Below are 21,394 nucleotides of genomic sequence, written 5' to 3' on the forward strand. Positions count from 1 at the left end.
TTATATTTTCACAAAAAAAGCGATTGTTTCCTTCACAATCGCCTCTTTCATTATTGAACCCATTCGCCATTATAATTGACAGAATAGCCATCTACGGTCGTATTCACTGCTAAAGCACCTGAGCTATAAGCATAGTACCATTTACTACCGACCTGGAACCAGCCAGTTGCCATAGCTCCTGATGAACGGAGATAGTACCACTTGTTACCGAGGTATTGCCAGCCAATTTTCATATCACCATTTGACTGGTCTAAATAATACCAATTTGAGCCTTCTTGATACCAGCCAGTTGCCATTGCACCTGATGAACGGAAGTAGTACCACTTATTGCCAAGTTGTTTCCAACCAGTTTGCATTGTAGCTGTTATTGGATCTAGATAGTACCAAGTTGAGTTATCATTGGTCCAACCACGCACTAGCTCTCCAACCATCAAACTGTCGATACGAGCATCGAAGCCACTATCCTTCTGTAAATAATACCAGTGTCCCTCATCATGAACCCAACCAGTTTTTAAAGTGTGATAACTACGTTGATCTTCAAAATAATAGACTCGTTTCTCTGCTGGACTATCATATTGTTCCCCATGATGTTTGTTGGTATTTGTAGCAGTTTTTGCCTCTAAAACTTGCTTGCCAACAAATTCTTGAAGAACCCCATCTTGACCAAAGTAATACCATTGTGGCATTGGCATAGATTCTAATCTTAAACCATTTGGGTAAGGACCAATTGTACTACCTTTAGATGGAAACGGGATATATTGCCAGCCGACAACCATTTCTCCTGATACATGATCAAAATAATAGGTCTTGCCATCAATCACTCGCCAAGCCTTTTCTTTGATTTCACCCTTCTTGTAGTAAGTTCTACCATTTTCTTGGACAAATTTCCAACCTTCTAAATCAGCATCATCCGCCAATACTGCACTTGTTGCTAACAAACCGAAGAAAAAGACTGCTAATGCAATTTGCATCAATTTTTTTATTATTTTCATTAGACCTATCCTCCATAGCTGATTGTAGCAAATACAAAATCGCATGTCAACATATAAAAAGCAGTTACATAACTGCAACTGCTCTTTATTCTTGCATGGTGTAACCAACACCACGTACTGTTTTAATGTAGCTTTTTTGACCTTTTACATCAAGCTTGCTACGTAGATAACGGATATAGACATCCACGATATTTGTTTCGGTCGCACTTTCATACTTCCAGACACTTTCCAACAACTGCTCACGAGTCAGAACTTTCTTGCTTCCCATAAGAGTAGCCAAAAGGTCATACTCACGACGGGTCAGAGCAATCATCTCCTCGCCACGATAAACGGTATGATGTTCTACATCCATACGCAGATTACGGTAAGACGTTGGAACCTTCATCTGACTACAGTGTTGGTCGATGAAGTCCCGACCACGGAAAATCGCTGAAATACGAGCTACCAGATTCTCAATAATAACTGGTTTATAGATGTAAGAAACGGCAAAGCGTTGGATTGTCTCAATCTGATCTTGCAATTCTTCACGATGGTCCAAGACCATGATGACTGAGGCTGGCTTAGTACGACTCAGCTTATCTGCAAAATCCTGGGCTGTCATATCCCCCAGACGAGCATTCAATAAAATCAAGTCATAGTCTGTCTGAAGAGCCATGAAGAGGGCTTTTTGCCCCTCCTCAACCTGATCAACTCGGTATTGCTCTTTTTGGAGTTCCAAACTTAAAAAATGAGCTAGATTTCGTTCTTTCTCAAGTAATAAAATCCGTTTCCCCATGGCAGACCTACTTATTTTTCGTCATACCAAGAGTAGTGGAATGTTCCTTCTTTGTCTTTACGTTGGTAAGTGTGGGCACCAAAGTAGTCACGTTGCGCTTGGATCAAGTTAGCTGGAAGGTCAGCTGAACGGTAGCTATCAAAGTAAGTAATAGCTGCTGAGAAGGTTGGTACTGGTACACCAGCTTGAACAGCAAGAGCTACGATATCACGCACTGCTTGTTGGTACTTAGCAGTGACATCCAAGAAGTATTCATCTAAAAGAAGGTTAGCAAGGTCTGCATCACGGTTGTAAGCATCTGTAATCTTTTGCAAGAAACGAGAACGGATGATACAGCCATCACGCCAGATAGATGCGATATCTGCAAATGGCAAGTTCCAGTTGTTTTCTTTAGAAGCTACACGCAATTGCGCAAAACCTTGTGCGTATGAAATGATTTTTGAGAAGTAAAGGGCTTGACGGATCTTTTCAATCAACTCAGCCTTGTCTCCTTCAAATTTGAAGGCAGCTGGTTTTGGAAGAACCTTGCTTGCATGCACACGTTCTTCTTTGTAAGTAGAGATGTAACGTGCAAATACTGACTCAGTGATGAGTGACAATGGCACACCAAGGTCAAGTGATGATTGGCTAGTCCATTTACCAGTTCCCTTGTTGCCTGCAGCGTCAAGGATGTAGTCTACGATTGGTCCGTCTTGGCCTTCATCGTCTTTACGACTCAAGATATCAGCTGTGATTTCAATCAAGTAGCTGTCCAATTCACCCTTGTTCCACTCAGTAAAGATTTCAGCCATATCTTCTGCAGAAAGGCCCAACAGGTGTTGCATCAAGTCATAGCTTTCTGCGATCAATTGCATATCACCATACTCGATACCGTTGTGAACCATTTTCACATAGTGACCAGCTCCATCAGGACCGATGTAAGTCACACATGGTTTGCCATCTTCTGGTGCTTTAGCTGAGATTTCTTCAAGAACATCCGCAACCAATTCGTAGGCCTCTTTTTGTCCACCAGGCATGATAGAAGGACCTTCAAGGGCACCTTTTTCACCACCAGAAACCCCAGTACCGATAAAGTTGATACCTGAGTTTGCCAATTCTTCATTACGACGGATTGTATCTTTGTAGAAAGTGTTTCCTCCGTCGATCAAGATATCACCCTTGTCAAGGTGTGGAAGAAGGGCTTGAATTGTAGCATCTGTACCAGGTCCAGCTTGAACCATGAGCATGATACGACGAGGTTTTTCGATTGAGTTTACAAAACTTTCAACGTCATAGCTTGGTACAAAGTTCTTTTCAGGATGGCAAGCAATTACATCTTCAGTTTTTTCTTTACTACGGTTGTAAATAGCAACTGTGTAACCACGAGATTCAATATTAAGGGCAAGGTTACGACCCATTACGGCCATACCAACAACACCAAAGTTAGCTTTTGTCATTTGACACTCCTCTTGTTTAATTTGTTTTATTTTATCATTTTTACTTTTGAAAAGAAAGAATTTTGTAACGACTGCTTAGTAGTCCAAGTCATCCGCATGTCCAGAACCATTTCCAACAAAGTATCCTGTCTTACAGTTAAGGGTAAAGAGATAGGTTCCATCTGGCTTGTAGAGGTTGTAATAACCATTGCCATTAACGATATTAACACGTTCAAGGATATATTGGTTACCAGTGATATAACCACGTGAACGTGAAGTCGCTAGAATTTGTTCTAAGACACCATCCGCGAAATCCCAGGCAGAATTATTGCTATCATCAATAGCAGACTGGTTATAAGAAACACGACTCGCACTTCTTTGAACAGCAACTCCTGCACTTGATACACCCATATTGACTTCACTGCGGGTACTTCTAGTTTCAGTTGATGCAGTATTTGAGCTACTTGGACTTGTCTCACTAGCAGTATTTTCGCTTGCTTGACTAGAGCTTGAGCTGCTAGTTTCACTTGAACTTGAGCTTGAAGCACTTGTTTGCTGGCTCTTACCAAGGCTGATAGCCTTATCTAGAACTTTATCAAGCTCCGTATTTCCAGTTTTAATATCTGTAAATTTAGCATCTGATTTAGCTTTAGCGTTAGTATCCAAGACACCATCCATAATAGCTGGTTTCTCAAATTGAGCATTGACATCTTGAATGGCCTTGATTTGAGTTGCTAGGCTATCATACTTAGATTTTGCAAGCGTATATTCACGACTACCTTCTAGCTTATCAAGCAAGGTTTTCAGTTGACTCAGTTTATCAAACTGGCTATTCTTCAGAGCCGTTTTGTTGCTATCTGTATAGAAGGCATCATATAAATTATTGAATTCTTCCGCATCTGACTGCGTATTTGTAGTTGATTGAGAAGTTTGGATTTCCTTGGTCGAACGAGCCACTTGACGATAAACATAATAACCAGTTCCAAGGATAAGAACCACTAAGGCTGCTAGAATACCGTAAAGCACCCATTTCTTCTTACTGTTTCCATCTTCACTATCTGTGACTCGAGAACGCGTGAGAGCCTCTTCCGTTCCAACTAATGGTACCTCTTCCTTCTCAAATTCTTCGACAAGAGGAGCTTCTGAAACTCGTGTTAATTCTAAATCATCAAACTGACTCAATTCATCTTCTGGAACTGGAGAAGTTACTCCCGTTTCCTCACGAAGCTCTTGAAGCAAATTATCCAGAGTCTGAGTCTCCTCTACCTCTTCTTTTTCAACTAGATCATCCTTGCTAAACTGACGTGTTTCAAACTTATCTGCTTCAATTTCATCTTTATGTTGTTTCACATACTTGTCCAAGATAGAATCTCCAGGCAATACACCTGCTTCCACCTCTTCATTTTTTCGCATAGCTTCTCCAACTGTTAGCTCTTTGGCTTCATCAAAATCAAATTGCGCTTCTTGATGTTCTGCTTTATGACGATTCCGTCTTTTCTTACTCATGAGTTTTCCTTTCTACTTTACTTCCTGACGTTTAACACGCTGACCGAAATATTGATACAAATCAACTTTTAAGGTTCCATTGTACAACTTACGCTTCTTATCCGCTTGACTACCGTACTTGAGCTCAAAGGCTTCATCGCTAGTTAGGATAAACTTACTCCAGGTTTTCAGAGGAGCAAATACTTGACCCATCTCAGCATAAAGCTTGGTAACCCCTGCATCATCTGACAAGCGTTCACCATAAGGTGGGTTAGAGATAATCACTCCATTGATTTTATCAGAACGCAAATCCTGCACGCGCATCTGCTTAAAGGTAATATCTCCTGCAATACCTGCTGCCTGAGCATTGGCCTTAGCAATTTCCACCATACGTGCATCGATATCACAACCCATGATATCTAGCTCAAGCTCACGATCCACTTTCTTAGCCGCTTCTGTGCGCACTTCTTGGATCAAGCGATCGCTAATCCAGTTCCATTCCTCAAAAGCAAAGGAGCGACGAAGACCAGGCGCCATCTTTCTAGCAATCATAACTGCCTCTATACAGAAAGTTCCTGAACCACAGGTCGGATCAATCAAGGGCTTGTCTGGATACCAGTTAGAGAGTTGCAAAATAGCTGCTGCCATGTTTTCCTTGATAGGAGCCCCACCTTTTTCGGTACGATAGCCACGTTTAAAGAGGCTAGTCCCTGTCGTATCAATCATGACAGTTGCTACATCTTTGAGAATAGAAACCTCAATCTTAAACTCAGGACCATTCTCCATCAGAGGAATACCTTCTGGGCGGGCGTAGTGTTTCTGCAATTTCTTGACAACGGCCTTCTTTGAAATAGCCTGAACACTGGGTTCATTGTGTAATTTAGATTTCACACATTTGGCTTTCGAAATCGGAAAACGAGCTCCAAGCGGTAAATAATTTTCCCAATCTAAGGCGAAAACTCCTTGAAAGAGCTCCTCAAAAGTCTTAGCTGGAAAAGTTCCTACGATAATCTTGATACGGTCTGCTGCCCGAAGCCAGAGGTTGGTTTCGATAATGGCTCTCACGTCTCCTTGAAAACGAACACGTCCATTTTCAACCTGACAATCGTAGCCCAACTCTCGCACCTCACGACCAACGACAGCCTCAAGACCCGCTGCAGCAGTAGCAATTAAATTAAATTCTTTTTTCATGTTACAGTCTTATAAGACCTTTCTATATGTCCACTTTAAAAAATGAGGTTGAGAAAGTTTTCTCAGCCCCAACCTATATGCAATTTTCTATAAGCCATGTTTTGTTCCAGAAGTGACTAGGACCACTTCCTTCGATAATCATCTGTCTACCACTAACAGCTTACAGCTGGTAGCAGTCAGAGTACTACGTTCGTTTCCGTGTACTCCATGCCCCGACCGAAATTTGGGTTGCTAGCTTGAGGGGTTTACCGCGTTCCACTCTCTCTGTTTCCAGAAAGACTCCGTCACTGTGGCACTTTCAAGCCTACTCTGGCCTATCCAAGGACTTAGCCATTTCGACTGCCGTAACGATCTCTCGTCCCTAGGCTTATGGATTCGCCTAGCACAAACACTACAGGCATCACAGCCTGTGCTAGCATGGACTTTCCTCATGAAAAGAAATTCTCCTCACGCGATTATCCAAAAATTGCACTTTTCAAATAAGCTCTTATAAATCAGAGTTATCCAAAATTTGTTTCCCAAATACTTCTTTCTCAAGACGATTTAGACGTTTTAAAATATCAAAATTCGTCATAGAAGTTGTTGCTGTCATTTCAAGTGGTTCTGCTTGAACCGGTGCAGATTCAGGTTTGCGAGACAATTCTTCCTTCAACTCTGCAATTTCTTGACGGAGAGACTTGACTAAGGCAGCATAAGTTTCATAGTCCTTGATGACATCGTCCAAAAATTCATCAACTTCAACCTTACTATACCCACGGACTTCACGTCCAAACTCTTGCTCGAAAATATCTTTCGCTGAAAAAATAATACTTGCCATCTCTCTCTCCATTCTCGGTTTCTAATAGTATTATTATATAAAAAAAGGCAAACAAAAATCAAGGTCAAAGCCTTACTTTTCAGAAAAATTTTCTACTAGCTCATTTAAGTCTTCAAAGGTTAGCCTTTTTATGCGATAACCTTCCTGATTTTTCATCAAATTGTCTATAAATTTTAATTTAGTCTCATTTTCTGGGTCATAGAAAAAATAAGCTAAATCAGTATTTTCCAGTAAAAATCGTTGGTAGTCTCGTAGTTGCACCATATGTTCATATTTAGGATAGGCATATTTGACAAAATCGACCTGCTTAAATTGGCTAAGTTTAAGCTGATTCGCTTCATTCCAATTTTCCCCGTGTGTTTCAAAATCAAAAATGGTTGCTAGGTTGAAATCATATTCTTCTTTCATTTCATTTGCGACATCCAGCACCCAAGATTCAAATCCCAAGTTTCCTGTAAAGACCAGCCATTTAATCCCTTCTTCTGCTAAACTTTCTAAATCACGGCGAATGGCTTTCTTTATAATTTTTATCCTGATATCTTTTTCATTAAACAAACCCAAGTCAAAATTAGAATATCCCATAATTAAAGCTGTAGTCATTTTTACACCTTTCTTTCTATTTTTATGGTATAATAGAGTGATGTTATTGTACCAATAAGGAGAAATATGGTCAACTATCCTCATAAAATTTCATCAAAAAAAAGCCAAACATCCATTTCTCAACCAAAAAATTTCGCAAATCGAGGAATGACTTTTGAAAAGATGATCAACGCTACAAACGACTACTATCTGACGCATGGCATGGCAGTTATCCATAAAAAGCCAACGCCTGTTCAGATTGTTCGAGTAGACTATCCTCAACGTAGTCGAGCCAAAATTGTAGAAGCCTACTTTAGACAAGCTTCCACAACAGATTACTCTGGCGTATATAGAGGACATTACATTGACTTTGAAGCCAAGGAAACGCGGCAAAAAAATGCTATCCCAATGAAGAACTTCCATCTTCACCAGATTCAACATATGGAACAAGTTCTAGAACAGCAGGGCATTTGCTTCGTACTGCTTCATTTTTCTTCTCGACAAGAAACTTATTTGTTGCCGGCACTTGATTTGATTCGCTTTTATCATCAAGATAAGGGTCAAAAATCAATGCCACTTGGATATATTCAAGAATACGGATATTTAGTAAAGCAAGGAGCTTTCCCTCAAATTCCCTATCTCGATATTATCAAAGAACATTTACTAGGTGGTAAAACAAGATGAATAAACAAACTATTCTGCGATTCTTAAAGTATATTGGAATTACATTTCTTACCTTATTTATCGCATTATTTCTATTGGGTGGAGGTATCTTCCTCTACTTTGTTAGCAAGGCTCCAGCCTTATCTGAGAGTAAATTAGTTGCGACAACCTCTAGCAAGATTTATGACAACAAAAACGAACTGATTGCTGACCTTGGATCTGAACGTCGCGTAAATGCCCAAGCAAATGAAATTCCTACTGACTTGGTCAAGGCCATCGTGTCTATCGAAGACCACCGTTTCTTTGATCATAGAGGTGTTGATACCATTCGTATCATGGGGGCGGCATTGAGAAACCTCCAAGGGAAAGGAGGGCTCCAAGGGGCTTCAACCTTGACTCAGCAATTGATTAAATTAACTTATTTCTCTACTTCAACTGCCGATCAAACCTTGTCACGTAAAGCCCAAGAAGCTTGGCTAGCCGTTCAATTAGAGCAAAAAGCAACCAAGCAAGAAATCCTGACCTACTACATCAACAAAGTCTACATGTCTAACGGTAACTATGGAATGCAAACCGCAGCCGAAAATTACTATGGAAAAGACTTGAAGGATTTAAGCTTGCCACAGTTAGCACTCCTAGCCGGAATGCCTCAAGCACCAAACCAATATGATCCATATTCTCATCCAGAAGCTGCTCTAGAGCGTCGTAACTTGGTACTTTCAGAAATGAAGGGACAGAAGTATATCAGTGCAGAAGATTACGAAAAAGCTATTAATACGCCTATCACTGACGGTCTTCAAAGCTTGAAGTCAGCCAATAGTTACCCAGCCTATATGGACAACTACCTCAAAGAAGTAATCGACCAAGTCGAACAAGAAACGGGCTACAACCTTCTTACCACAGGTATGGAAGTCTATACTAATGTCGACAAAAATGTTCAACAGAGACTTTGGGATGTTTACAATACAGATGAGTACGTTGCTTATCCAGATGATGAACTTCAAGTAGCTTCCACTATCGTGGATGTAACAAATGGTAAAGTCATTGCTCAGTTAGGTGCCCGTCACCAATCAAGTAATGTGTCTTTCGGAATCAACCAAGCCGTTGAAACCAATCGTGACTGGGGTTCTACAATGAAACCAATCACTGACTATGCTCCCGCTTTAGAATATGGAGTTTATGACTCTACTGCTTCTATTGTACATGATGTTCCTTATAACTATCCTGGCACTGATACTCCAGTCTACAACTGGGATCATGGTTACTTTGGAAACATTACAATCCAGTATGCTCTTCAACAATCACGAAATGTCACAGCCGTTGAGACTTTGAATAAGGTTGGTCTAGATAGATCTAAAACCTTCCTTAATGGTCTTGGTATCGACTATCCAAGTATGCATTATGCAAACGCCATTTCAAGTAACACAACTGAATCCAACAAACAGTACGGTGCAAGTAGTGAAAAAATGGCTGCTGCTTATGCCGCCTTTGCTAATGGTGGTATTTACCACAAACCAATGTATATCAATAAAATCGTCTTCAGTGATGGTAGTGAAAAAGAATTTTCTGATGCTGGTACACGAGCTATGAAAGAAACTACTGCCTATATGATGACCGAAATGATGAAAACTGTTTTAGCTTACGGAACCGGACGTGGTGCTTACCTACCATGGCTTCCACAAGCAGGTAAGACAGGTACTTCTAACTATACTGACGACGAAATTGAAAAGTATATCAAGAACACTGGCTACGTAGCTCCAGATGAAATGTTTGTAGGTTATACTCGTAAATATTCTATGGCTGTATGGACTGGTTACTCAAATCGTTTAACTCCAATCGTTGGAGATGGTTTCCTAGTTGCTGCTAAGGTTTATCGCTCAATGATATCGTATCTATCAGAAGATGACCAACCTGGAGATTGGACGATGCCAGACGGCCTGTTCCGAAATGGAGAATTCGTCTTCCAGAACAACGCAAAGAACACATGGAATAATTCAGTAACACAACAAACACAAACAGTAGAAACTCCAAGCACAACAGCTGAAAGTTCAACTACACAGGCAAGTACGACGGTTGGTCAACAACCCAATAATGCTCCAGCAACTGATCCTAATCAAGGACAAGCTGGCCAGGCTGTTCAACCGACACAACCAGTACAACCAACGCCACAAAATCCACAAGTTCAACAGCAACCACAACAGTGAGATGAAAGAAAATCCTGAGAATAAAAACTCAGGATTTTTTCTACAAAAAAATTAACTTCATAATCTTTGAAAGTGAAAAGATGTTTCAACTCATTTTCGATAAACCAAAAGAAGTTAGCGAATAACTAACTTCTTTTTATCTTATTTCACATGTTTTGCGAGTTCTTCTTGCGCTTTTTTATTGGATTCTCCTTTTTCTTTCATCCATTTATCTTGAGCTTTTTGATATTCATCTGCAGTGACTGCCTTGTCTTGAAGTTCAAGGTATTTGTATCGGAGCGGATCGCTTGTCCCCTTGTTACCTGAGAAAGAGAAAGGTAAAGTAAATGGTACCATCTTAGACAAGATTGGACGACCAGTTTTAGAAGTTGTTGGGATGACTAAGGCACTATCTGTCAACCAAGCTTGAGCTTCGGCATACTTGTTATAACGTTTTGTAACATCTGTAGTTTCTTCACCTGCTTCATTGACCATTTTATCATAATCATTGAGACCAACCTTCTTAGCCGCCTCATTGTCTTTTCCTGAATCAAATCCTAGATAAGTTCTCGTATTTTCCCCTACAGAAGGCTTGATGATGTCAAGATAAGTTGATGGATCTGAGAAGTCTGGTCCCCATCCAACGTTATCAGAAAGATCCCAATCCTCACCAGCAGCAGTTTGTGCAAATAAAGTAACATTCAATAGGTCATCTTTTTGTAATTGTTGAATATCAATAACCACATTATCAGATCCTAAAGTCGCTTCCAAGGATTGTTTCATAGATTGGACACGTTGAACTTTTGTAGTTGCTGTCTGATCAACAGGCATATCTAGGTGAATTGGGAACTGTACTCCTTCTGCCTGAAGAGCAGTCTTAGCCTTAGCAAATTCTGCTTTAGCTTTTTCAGGATTGTACAGACCGTCTTGAGCATCGGCAAGGTTGACATCCTTCCATTCATCCCCATAAGTCACCAATTTTTCTTTGACCATATCTCCAAAGTTTTTACCATCTGCTTGAACAAATGTTGGTGGAACAAAGATATTACGTAAGATTTTGCTTGCTCCAGTTTGTCCATTCAACTGAGAGGCATAGGCCGTACGATCAAAACCAAAAGCAATCGCCTGACGGAAATCCTTGTTTAAGAGAGCCTTTTTAGTAGATGTCTTTTGTTCTTCGCTAGTCTTAGAAGTATATTTGTAGGACTGACGGTCAATATTTGTCCCCACTACATAAGTCGTAGAATCTTGTTGTGTATAGACAATATTATCCTTCATCTCTTTCTCAAGCTCTGCAAAACTTGCACTAGTTGGATAGAGACGAGCTGCTGTTAAGCTACCATCTTTAAAGTTTTCTGCAGGTTTACTAGTATCTTGACCATCCCAGAATGACAATTTCACTTTGTCAATATGGACATTGTCTTTATCCCAGTAGTTAGGATTTTTCGCAAATTCAACAGCAGATTTGGTTACAATAGATTTCAACAAATAAGGACCATTGTACAAGATACTACTTGGATCTGTTGCTTTGGCAAAATCATCCCCTTTTGAGTTCAAAAACTCTTCATTAACTGGTGCCAAGACACCCATGGTTGTTTTAGAATTCCAAAAACTTTCAGGTTTGTTCAAAGTGTATTGGACTGTTTGATCGTCAATCGCTTTAATCCCAACTTGAGAGAAATCTTTATTTTCCCCTTTAGCGTATGCGTCCAAACCTTTAATTGAATCTTGTACCAAGTAAAGGGCTTCTGATTTCTTATCTGTCGCATATTTAAGACCTGTCACAAAGTCCTGAGCCTTAACAGGAGCATACTCTTCTCCCTCAGATGTGTACCACTTAGCATCCTGACGAATCTTATAAGTGTAAGTCAACCCATCCTTAGAAACTGACCAGTCCTCTGCCATTGAGGGAATAAGGTTCCCGTATTTATCATTTTCAAGCAATCCATCAATCACATTACTAGTAATGTCAGCGGTCGCTGCCTTACCAGTTGTTAAATAGTTGAGGTTATCTGGGTCTGTCTCGTAGGTAAATGAAAAAGTCTGCTCACCTTTAGCACCTGAGCCCCCAGAACAAGCAGCTAAGACACCTGCTGCTAATAAAGTTACTCCCGCAAGAGCCAATACTTTCCTTGTTTTCATAGTACTCTCCATTGTTTTTCTATCCATTATAGACCCTTTTTTAAGTTCTGTCAATAGAATTTTCTGAATTTTCATGTTTAGTTGTTATTTTCTGACAACTATTTAATCTTATTTCATTTTCTAATCTCTTTTTTCACTATAAGAAAAGAGGGAACTCAGTAATTCCCTCATCTATCTATTTAAGTCATTTTTAGATTCATTAATTTAAAGCTTGCAATGCGGAAAGGAGATAAGAACCCTCACGAATTTTTTGGCCTACAACCTTAGCATTTTTGACCAAATTCTGATATTCTGCTTGAGATAAATGTTCCAATACTTCTTCTAAGTCAAGTAAACTCTCAACACTAATTCCACACTCTTTTTCTAAGACGAAATTAGCCAAAGCAGATTGTTTCCAAACAATAATAGGAAAACCAGAAGCCAAATAAAGGGAAGCCTTGTGGGAATTATTGTATCTCAAATACTCACCATATACTCCGCTACAAGTTTTAGAACTATCACCGTCCCAGACTAAACCAAAGCTTCCTTCCAACGCTGCCGGTAGTTCATCTGGAAGAAAGGAACCAAAATAGGTTTCATTGGATAGCTTTCTAGCCTCATCAAAACCAACACCATAAAGGTTATATGCCGGTCTTGCAGGCAACTCATATAAGTAACCTGCTTTTTCTTGAGCTAAATTTCCAGCTACAATAATAGCTCCTTCCTTCGATAAATCTTCTTTCTCCTGATAATTCGGGATCAGATAGTCAAAAATGCCTAAACTAACTATTTTTTTCTCAGAAATTCCCTTATCAACAAGCACTGATTTCATAACTGGATTATGAGCAATAAGACCATCAGCTTGTTTCAAAAGACTTGACTCTTGAAGATGAACACGAATTTTATGCTTCAAGGGTACTGTATCCAAATTAGCATAGCGCAAAACTTCTAAATCATGAATAATAAAGTGAACCTTCACTCCTTTACGCTGCATTCTTTTGACTAAATGAGTCGTAAAGAAACTATGATGAAGCATAGGAAATTGAATCAGTAGCTGATCCCCTTCCTTTAACTTAGAGATTGCTTTGGATAAGGCTTTGGCCTTGTGTCGTTGGGCTCTAATAGTCCCCATTTGATACCAATCATCTACCATCAATAACAAAGGACTATAGCCCTCACGAACTACTATTTCTTCAACATCGTTTCGAGCCTTATTCCCCGCATTTCGTGCACCAGAATCCTTCAGAAATTCTTCTTTTAGATAATATTTCATCTATCAATTTTATCCTTCGTTATCTTATTTAAACTCTTCCTCTACAACATTTAGGGCACGTTCAATGACCACATGCATGTCGTAGTATTTATAATCGGCCAAACGTCCGCAGAAAATCACCTTATCATTCTGTGCTGCTTCTTCTTGATACTTAGCAAACATAGCATTGTTTCTCTCATCATTGATTGGATAATAAGGTTCATCTCCTCGTTTCCAATCTGCTGGGTATTCACGAGTAATGACCGTTTTATCTTGCGTACCATACTCAAAATGTTTATGCTCAATAATACGAGTATAAGGAATTTCACGTTCTGTATAGTTGACAACTGCATTTCCTTGATAGTTTTCTTCATCCAGAACTTCATGCTCAAAACGAAGACTACGATATTCTAATTCACCATGTTTGTAATCGAAGTATTGGTCAATCATCCCTGTAAAGACAACTTTTTCAGCAGAAGCTTCTAATTCCTGACGATTGGCAAAAAAGTCAATACCAAGTTCTACTTCTACATCCTTCAGCATATTTTCGATGATGACATTATAGCCACCAATTGGAATCCCTTGGTAACGATCGTTAAAATAATTATTATCAAAGGTTAAACGAACTGGTAGACGTTTGATGATAAACGGTGGAAGGTCAGTCGCAGAACGTCCCCATTGCTTTTCAGTATAGCCTTTGATCAACTTTTCATAAATATCTGGGCCGATCAACTTAATAGCTTGCTCTTCCAAGTTTTTAGGTTCAACATCCTTCATGTGAGCCGTTTGCTCAGCAATCTTATCTTTGACTTCTTGAGGAGTTTTTGTTCCCCACATAGCATAGAAAGTATTCATATTGAAAGGTAGATTATAAAGGCTACCCTTGTAATTAGCTACAGGCGAGTTGATATAGTTGTTAAATTCAGCAAATTGATTCACATAATCCCAAACTTTCTTATTAGAAGTATGGAAGATATGGGCACCATATTTATGGACATTGACTCCTTCTACATTCTCACAGTAGATATTTCCACCAATGTGGTCACGTTTATCAATCACTTTTACTTTTTTTCCACGCTTGGTTGCTTCATAAGCAAAAATTGCTCCCGACAAACCAGCACCAACGATTAGATAGTCGTACATATTACACTCCTTTATTAGACTCGACACTTTTGTAGCATTGTAAAGTTATCCTCATTAAAATATCATGCAAAAATAGATTTTAAAAATTTTTTTTGAAATATTAGTTAGAATAGTTCATTTTATGAAGAAAAATAATTTTGTAAATCAAAAAAATTCATTTCATCAGTTTAACAACTCCGTTTTATCCAAAGGATTAAAATTATTCAACGATTTATTAACAAAAGTATTTTTTGTGAACAACAAAAACATGAATATATTGTAAGTCGGGACAAACCAAAAAGCTTCAATCATGCAGTTTAGAGCCACTAAAGATAATATTACTACATATAAATATTGCCCCTGCTTATACTGTTCTCTCGAAATTACAACATACAGACATATAAGTAGCACAAGAGGTATAACACCATATGTAAATAACATTTGAACATACGATGAATCTACGTAGTTATAATCAATAACAGCCTCCGTTTTACCTCCTGACCCTTTAAATAATACGTCTCTAGTTCCAAAAAGATGTACACCAAAAGTATTAAATGCATTTTTCCCCAAAGCTAATCTACCTGTAATTAATTTATTGATAGATACTAAAAATGGAGATCCCCAAGAGAAAATATAAGATAAATACATCATTATTGACGAACATAGAACTACAGAATAAGGGAAAATTGAATAGATCCGAAATTTCTTATCTTCATTAAAATAGAAAAATATAAAAATAATTGTTGCTAAAATAATTGATAAGCCATTTAAACGTGCATCACAATATTTTATAACAAAGAAAGATAAAAGTACACCTATTAGAGATCTAATCCATATAAATTTATCTTTTAATAAATAAGAAAAAGCCAAGAAAATATAGAAACAGTGGGATGCAAAATCTGTAGGATAGATAAATCCAAACGAATTCCGAATAACTCCTTCACGATTATATTGTAGATTGGGTACTGCACCTGAGAGAGATAAAAGAAATACACTTAGTACAAGAAAACCTGCTACAATGACATACGTTTTCAAAACTACTTTCATATCTACATTAACTAATAAAACTAGAAGGGCTGAATAAATAAGAAAATTAAGTTTTCCAGTCTGAAAATATACTAAAATTCCTGATAATAATAGCAAAGAAGAAAATATTAGATATTTAAATGAAATACGTGTTGGAAACATAAAACGAAGACCTAATAACAAAACTACTAATAAAAGATAATTTGCTTTAGCTTGAAAAAAAGTTTTATCCAGCATTGTAGTAGAAATAGTATTAAAAAATATCACTACAGATACAACAATACTAACCAGTAGATTTTCAAATTTAATTTTTATCATATTATTTATTTGGTAAAGAATAATATAGAATGAACATAATTGATAATTTTTATATATTATTTAATATTTTTAAACTTTTAGTTCATCTACAATCTTCCATCCTTCCCTTTCTAGACTTTTTCAATCAACTAACTTAGCTAAAACAAATTCTTGCAAAAATAACTTTGATTATTTCTGTATAGATTATCATCATACTAATTATTTAACAGCTGCTCTTTTATCTCCTTTAAGCCAACTATTTTAAATATTAAAATTAGCAAACCATAAAGTATCGCCCCCACAATAGCACATACAACAACATTAACAATAGGTGTAAAAGTCAAAATTGACTTCAAAAATGAAAGGGTAACATACATAAGAATTGATGCTGAAAATATTTTAATAGTTGATTTAAAAATTGGTACATCTTTTAAATATTTTCTTGTAAAATACAATTGGATAACCCATACAAATACTTCTGTTAATACAGAAACAATCGCAGCCCCAATATATCCAAATTCAGGCAGTAAAAGTAAATTTAAACCAACACTAATAATTGCTGGAACCGTTGTTGAAATCAAAAATTCTTTGTTCTTATTATGAGGTATCAAAATTTGAATCCCCATAATGTTCGTCCAACCAATAAAAAACATCCTAAAAATCATGATTGCAATAGCATATCTTGCTTCTTGAAAGTCATTTCCTAAGAAAAATTTCACAAAGTCATTATTGATAATTAACATACCTGCAATAGTCGGAAAAATCACAAGATTGTATATCAAGAAAGATAATTGATTCATGCGATTCACAGACTTCTTATCCCCTGTTGATAAAAGATTCGAAACACGTGGTAGCATAACACTACCCAGTGAAGTTACCAAAGTAAGTAGGATATTTACCAACTTTAAAGATTGATCATAAATTCCAACATCTGTTGTTGATGCTAAAGCTCCAAGCATTGTCCTATTTAACGTAACATATAAAGATATCGCTATTTGAGGTAAAAACAGTAATATCACCGGTTTAAGATGTTTCTTGGCATAATTGAAGTCAAATTGTGGCTTACCTATAAATTCTAGAGCTGGCAGCCACATACTTAATTGTCCTAAAAATTCAAATATAGTTAATAAAAAGACATATAGATATAAATCATTCTGAGACTTTATGAACAAAAATATTGAAATAACACCTATGAGTTTGACAGTGATATTTCTAACAGTTATCTTTCTAAAATCTTCTAGTCCTTGAAAAAGCCAAGTAATATCTAATCCCCTAGATAATAGAGATAATACCAATATATATGCTACTGGATTTTGCATAAATGAAAATGAAAAGCACAGACCAATATATAGAAATATCGATATACAAGTCGCAGTAAACTGCAAGGTATAAATACCCCAAAAATTATTAGGGATATTATTTCTATGAGCTGAAATCTCTTTTGTCCCATAATTAGCTACTCCTAATGTTGCCAAAAAAATAAAGTAAGCAACAATCGAATTAAAATAGCCAAAAGTTCCTAAATCATTTGAACTGAAAACCCTTGTAACATACGGTGTTGTTATGAAAGGTAGTACAATGGTTAGTAATTGATAAGAGAGATTGTAAGCATAGTTTTTTAAAACCTTCATGACTATCTAACCCATTTTCCCTCTGACTTTTTTATACAATTTTGCAGATACGAGAAACAATATATATTTCAATTTATTTTTCCTTGTAACATTTGAATTCGGAATAACATCTTTGAAATATTGAATGTATTCTTTTCTAATTTTATTAACTTCAGCATACATATCTGAACTAAGCATAGCATGTACAATATGCAGACCATTAAAAACATAGCGAACATTCAAGGCTCTTCTCATATCCCTATCACCTGAATAGTCTCGTTCAACATAACTTCTATTCCATTCCATTGCCTTGTAAAAATCTAAGAGACGATCACTATACTTAGAATTTACAATACTTCCTGGTCTTCGATAGTATTTATAAAGATTTAGATCACTAACAGCAATATTTTCACAGAAAGCAATATGCTCATAAGCAAGAGCTAAATCTTCATACAACATCCCATTAGGATATGGAAACCTTAATAAAATTTCTTTCTTATATAGTTTACCACCTGAATGTGTCCCAACATAATTTCCATAAAACATTTGTTCTAAAGCTGTTCTACGATCTAATTTTCCAGAATATTTCTCTCTGAAATCTCCTAGGAAATCACTATTTTCATAGTTTCTAACTTCAATCACTGGAGTTGCTACAAGATCAACTCTATACTTATCTCTAAGTTCTACTAAATATTCAATGGCTCTATGGTCATAATAATCGTCTGAATCAATGAAAACAATCCAATCTGTTGAAGATTCTTTTACCCCAGTATTGCGGGCATTGGACAATCCCCCATTTTCAATATGCAGAACTTTTATTCTGTCATCTTCTCGAGCATATTGGTCACAAATTTCTCCAGAACTATCCGTCGAACCATCATCTACTAAGATTATTTCAATATTTTTATATGTTTGTTGTCTTAGACTTTCTACACAATAACTCAAATAGTTCTCAACATTGTACACTGGTACAACAATAGAAATCTGATCCATTATGATAATCCTTCCAAAATGATATCAACAATACGCTCACAAGCTTTTCCATCTCCATATGGATTACTTGCTTTACTCATCTTGCTGTACTCTGTTTCATCTTCTAAAAGCAGTTTGAAATTAGTATAAATATTTTCTTCTTCTGTTCCTACTAATTTCAAGGTTCCTGCAGCAATCCCCTCTGGACGTTCTGTTGTATCACGCATTACCAATACTGGTTTACCTAAAGAAGGTGCTTCTTCTTGTACACCACCCGAATCTGTTAAAATCATGTAGCTTTGATTCATAAAATTATGGAAATCAATGACTTCTAGAGGTTCAATGATTTTCATACGTTCATTGTCGCCAAACACCTTACTTGCTAACTCACGAACCTTAGGATTCTTATGAATAGGATATACGACTTTAACTTCTTCAAATTCATTCAGGATACGATTAACTGCGTTAAACATATTTTCCATGGGTTGACCAAGATTTTCACGTCGATGAGCTGTCAACATGATGAGTTTACTATCCTTAGCCCACTCTAAAATAGGATGGTCATAATGATCTTGAACGGTTGTCTTCAAGGCATCAATAACAGTATTTCCAGTAACATAAATATTTTCTCTTCCCTCTTTTAAAAGATTCTCTTTAGCCACTTCTGTGGGAGCAAAATTGAAATCTGCAATAATTGAAGTGGTCTGACGATTAAATTCTTCAGGAAATGGGCTTTGAAGATTATAAGTTCTCAATCCTGCCTCTACATGTCCAACTTTAATTCCCATGTAAAATGCAGCTAAAGCTGTCGCAAAAGTGGTTGTAGTATCCCCATGAACAAGAACAATATCTGGTTTTTCCTGCTCTAAAACTGCTTGAATTTTATCTAAAATACTTGTCGTGATTGTAAATAGTGTTTGATTTGCCTTCATAATTCCTAAATCATAATCAGGAACAACTTTAAAGACATCTAAAACTTGCTCTAACATTTCTTTATGTTGACCAGTTACACATACAAGTGTTTTGATTGAATCATTTTTCTTCAGTTCATTCACTAAGGGACACATTTTTATTGCTTCTGGACGCGTCCCAAAAACTAACATTACTTTTTTCATTTCGAATCCCCCATTAGTTTTTGATAAAATTTACGATAATTCTCTAAAAATAAAGGATAACTAAACTTCTCTTCATAATCTTTTTTAGCTTGATGAGCTAACCTAGTTCTAAGAGTTGAGTCAGTCGCCAGACTCTCAATAGCAGAAGCTAAGGCCCTAGCATCTTTAGCAGGAACCAAGATCCCATTTTCATTTGTAACAACTTCGTTTAATCCCGGTATATCCGTGGCAACTAAGGTTTTGCTATTCATAAATGCCTCAATGGCAACTAGGCCAAATCCTTCAAATACTGAAGGCAAAACACAAAAATCAAAACTATTGATACATTCTACTATATCCTTGCGATATCCTAAAAAAGATACTTTATCTTCCAGATTTAGTTCTTTAACCTTGTTTTCTAGTTCGGCTCTAAGCTCTCCATCCCCAACGATAAATAAACGAAGTTTTTCATCTGAAATCAAAGAAATCGCATCAAGCAGATAAGTCAAACCTTTTTGTTTAGATAATCTTGCAATACAGCCTAGCTTGATTCCATCAAACTTCATAATCTCATCAACTTGTCTATCTGACTGTTTCAAGATCACTCCGTTATAGATAACAGTGCTGTCTGTCACTCCCACATCATCTTTCAAATTTTTATTAACTGCTTGACCAACTGCAATACTATAGGCATTTTTCAGTGAAAATCTATATAAAGGCAACTTATCTTTAAAGACATTATGAGCAGTGTAAACATGGACTAGCTTGGGATTTATCAGTTTTAATAAACGAATATAAAAAGCTGCCATACGATGATGCGTATGAACCAGAGTAATCTTATTTGTCTTAATAATTTGATAAATAGTAAGAAGCAACTTCAAAACAGTAAGAGGATTTTTGCTGTCTATATCGTGAATTTTATGATGGATAATTCCTTGGGCATCTAATTTTGGTTCCCAAAGGCCTCCTGTAGAAGCAACATGTACACTATCAAATTCATCTTGCAAATCAGAACTCAACTGATACACGATTCTCTCAGCACCACCAATATCCATCGTTCGTGAAATATGTAAAATATTATTTTTTCGTTTTTCGTTTCTCATCTAAAACTCGCTTAATAAAGGTAACATTCCCTACAAAGTATCGTTTAAAGAGACGCTTTGGTTCATTAGCAACTCGGAATAACCACTCCAAGTTTGATTTTTGCATCCAAAGTGGAGCACGTTGAATGTGACCAGACAGTACGTCAAAGCTACCACCTACACCCATAAAAATAGAATTCACTCCATTATCCATAAATTTTTGGATGATGTATTCTTTTTTAGGTGAAGTAATTCCAACAAATACAAAGTCGGGATTCTTTTCACGAATATCTTCCTGAATATCTTGCTCATCTTCCTCAGAAAAATAACCATTACGATGTCCAACAACTCGTAGATTTGGATACTCTTCTTTGAAATTTTGTAACATATCTTGCAAAACTTCTTCTTTAGCACCAAAGAAATACACTGAATAAGATTTCTCATCGGCTAATTTTAATAATCTTTGCATTAAATCAATTCCAGCAACTCGTTCTGGAACTTGGTAGCCCAAAAATCGAGAGGCTAGAACGACTGATGCACCATCTGCATTGATGATTTCAGAATCATTAACTATCTTTTTAATGACTTCATCTGATTGACATTGGTTAATCTTATCAGCGTTTACGCCCATTAAATGAAGAGGGCGTTGTTCAATGACAAAATTCTCAACCGCCTGTACTGTTTCATCCATTGTTAAAGGGTCAATCCTGACCCCTAT

At 37.0% G+C, this 21,394-nt stretch carries 18 protein-coding genes and 1 other RNA gene; 2 read left to right on the forward strand and 17 right to left on the reverse strand.

Annotated elements, in window-relative coordinates:
- Positions 1 to 50: 50 nt before the first annotated feature.
- The 8 genes from OCF95_RS05405 to OCF95_RS05440 form a co-directional block, all read right to left on the reverse strand.
- Positions 51 to 992 (reverse strand): N-acetylmuramoyl-L-alanine amidase family protein, encoded by a 942-nt coding sequence (locus OCF95_RS05405; RefSeq protein ID WP_261105037.1) that lies wholly within the window; start codon positions 990 to 992, stop codon positions 51 to 53.
- Positions 993 to 1,077: 85 nt separating this feature from the next.
- The gene (locus OCF95_RS05410) at positions 1,078 to 1,767 is read right to left on the reverse strand and encodes a response regulator transcription factor (protein ID WP_023946594.1); all 690 of its coding nucleotides are present in this window, start codon (positions 1,765 to 1,767) and stop codon (positions 1,078 to 1,080) included.
- A gap of 11 nt (positions 1,768 to 1,778) precedes the next feature.
- Entirely contained in the window at positions 1,779 to 3,203 is a 1,425-nt protein-coding gene (gene gndA, locus OCF95_RS05415; RefSeq protein ID WP_000158778.1) for an NADP-dependent phosphogluconate dehydrogenase, read from the reverse strand.
- A 75-nt stretch (positions 3,204 to 3,278) separates the two neighbouring features.
- Positions 3,279 to 4,688 carry a cell division site-positioning protein MapZ gene (gene mapZ, locus OCF95_RS05420; protein ID WP_261105038.1) on the reverse strand — a complete coding sequence of 470 codons (1,410 nt, stop codon included), beginning with the start codon at positions 4,686 to 4,688 and terminating at the stop codon, positions 3,279 to 3,281.
- A gap of 12 nt (positions 4,689 to 4,700) precedes the next feature.
- A complete protein-coding gene (locus tag OCF95_RS05425; protein ID WP_261018860.1) occupies positions 4,701 to 5,858 on the reverse strand; it encodes a THUMP domain-containing class I SAM-dependent RNA methyltransferase in 1,158 nt (385 codons plus the stop codon).
- A gap of 85 nt (positions 5,859 to 5,943) precedes the next feature.
- Positions 5,944 to 6,325: RNase P RNA component class B (gene rnpB, locus OCF95_RS05430), an RNA gene on the reverse strand.
- Positions 6,326 to 6,345: 20 nt separating this feature from the next.
- Positions 6,346 to 6,675: a cell division regulator GpsB gene (gene gpsB / locus OCF95_RS05435; protein WP_000146534.1), complete on the reverse strand. Its 330-nt coding sequence runs from the start codon at positions 6,673 to 6,675 to the stop codon at positions 6,346 to 6,348.
- A 72-nt stretch (positions 6,676 to 6,747) separates the two neighbouring features.
- Positions 6,748 to 7,275, reverse strand: a complete 528-nt coding sequence (locus OCF95_RS05440; protein WP_045604952.1) for an SLOG family protein — start codon at positions 7,273 to 7,275, stop codon at positions 6,748 to 6,750.
- A gap of 66 nt (positions 7,276 to 7,341) precedes the next feature.
- Between OCF95_RS05440 and recU the strand changes: the two genes are divergently transcribed.
- Positions 7,342 to 7,938 (forward strand): Holliday junction resolvase RecU, encoded by a 597-nt coding sequence (gene recU / locus OCF95_RS05445; RefSeq protein ID WP_020901564.1) that lies wholly within the window; start codon positions 7,342 to 7,344, stop codon positions 7,936 to 7,938.
- Positions 7,935 to 10,121 (forward strand): penicillin-binding protein PBP1A, encoded by a 2,187-nt coding sequence (gene pbp1a / locus OCF95_RS05450; protein WP_045604955.1) that lies wholly within the window; start codon positions 7,935 to 7,937, stop codon positions 10,119 to 10,121. The genes recU and pbp1a overlap by 4 nt, the downstream gene beginning before the upstream one ends.
- Before the next feature lie 141 nt (positions 10,122 to 10,262).
- Here the strand turns inward: pbp1a and OCF95_RS05455 are convergent, their stop codons facing one another.
- From OCF95_RS05455 to OCF95_RS05495, 9 genes are all read right to left on the reverse strand, one after another.
- Entirely contained in the window at positions 10,263 to 12,242 is a 1,980-nt protein-coding gene (locus OCF95_RS05455) for a peptide ABC transporter substrate-binding protein (protein ID WP_261105039.1), read from the reverse strand.
- Between the two features lie 199 nt (positions 12,243 to 12,441).
- A complete protein-coding gene (locus tag OCF95_RS05460) occupies positions 12,442 to 13,494 on the reverse strand; it encodes a sugar transferase (protein ID WP_203212673.1) in 1,053 nt (350 codons plus the stop codon).
- 24 nt (positions 13,495 to 13,518) lie between these two features.
- Entirely contained in the window at positions 13,519 to 14,616 is a 1,098-nt protein-coding gene (glf, locus tag OCF95_RS05465) for a UDP-galactopyranose mutase (protein ID WP_247933462.1), read from the reverse strand.
- Between the two features lie 162 nt (positions 14,617 to 14,778).
- Positions 14,779 to 15,939 carry a polysaccharide polymerase gene (locus tag OCF95_RS05470; RefSeq protein ID WP_237447054.1) on the reverse strand — a complete coding sequence of 387 codons (1,161 nt, stop codon included), beginning with the start codon at positions 15,937 to 15,939 and terminating at the stop codon, positions 14,779 to 14,781.
- Positions 15,940 to 16,133: 194 nt separating this feature from the next.
- Complete coding sequence (locus tag OCF95_RS05475) at positions 16,134 to 17,549, reverse strand: flippase (RefSeq protein WP_247933463.1); 1,416 nt, start codon at positions 17,547 to 17,549, stop codon at positions 16,134 to 16,136.
- Positions 17,550 to 17,555: 6 nt separating this feature from the next.
- A complete protein-coding gene (locus OCF95_RS05480) occupies positions 17,556 to 18,521 on the reverse strand; it encodes a glycosyltransferase family 2 protein (protein ID WP_237447056.1) in 966 nt (321 codons plus the stop codon).
- On the reverse strand, positions 18,521 to 19,615 hold the full coding sequence (wecB, locus tag OCF95_RS05485) for a non-hydrolyzing UDP-N-acetylglucosamine 2-epimerase (RefSeq protein WP_125446901.1): 1,095 nt from the start codon (positions 19,613 to 19,615) through the stop codon (positions 18,521 to 18,523). Before wecB ends, OCF95_RS05480 begins: the two co-directional genes overlap by 1 nt.
- Positions 19,612 to 20,697 carry a glycosyltransferase family 4 protein gene (locus OCF95_RS05490; RefSeq protein WP_125446899.1) on the reverse strand — a complete coding sequence of 362 codons (1,086 nt, stop codon included), beginning with the start codon at positions 20,695 to 20,697 and terminating at the stop codon, positions 19,612 to 19,614. The genes wecB and OCF95_RS05490 overlap by 4 nt, the downstream gene beginning before the upstream one ends.
- Entirely contained in the window at positions 20,672 to 21,367 is a 696-nt protein-coding gene (locus OCF95_RS05495; RefSeq protein WP_261105058.1) for a WecB/TagA/CpsF family glycosyltransferase, read from the reverse strand. Before OCF95_RS05495 ends, OCF95_RS05490 begins: the two co-directional genes overlap by 26 nt.
- Positions 21,368 to 21,394 lie beyond the last annotated feature (27 nt).

This window comes from Streptococcus mitis (assembly GCF_946188615.1).
GTDB classification, from domain to species: Bacteria; Bacillota; Bacilli; order Lactobacillales; family Streptococcaceae; genus Streptococcus; species Streptococcus mitis_BZ.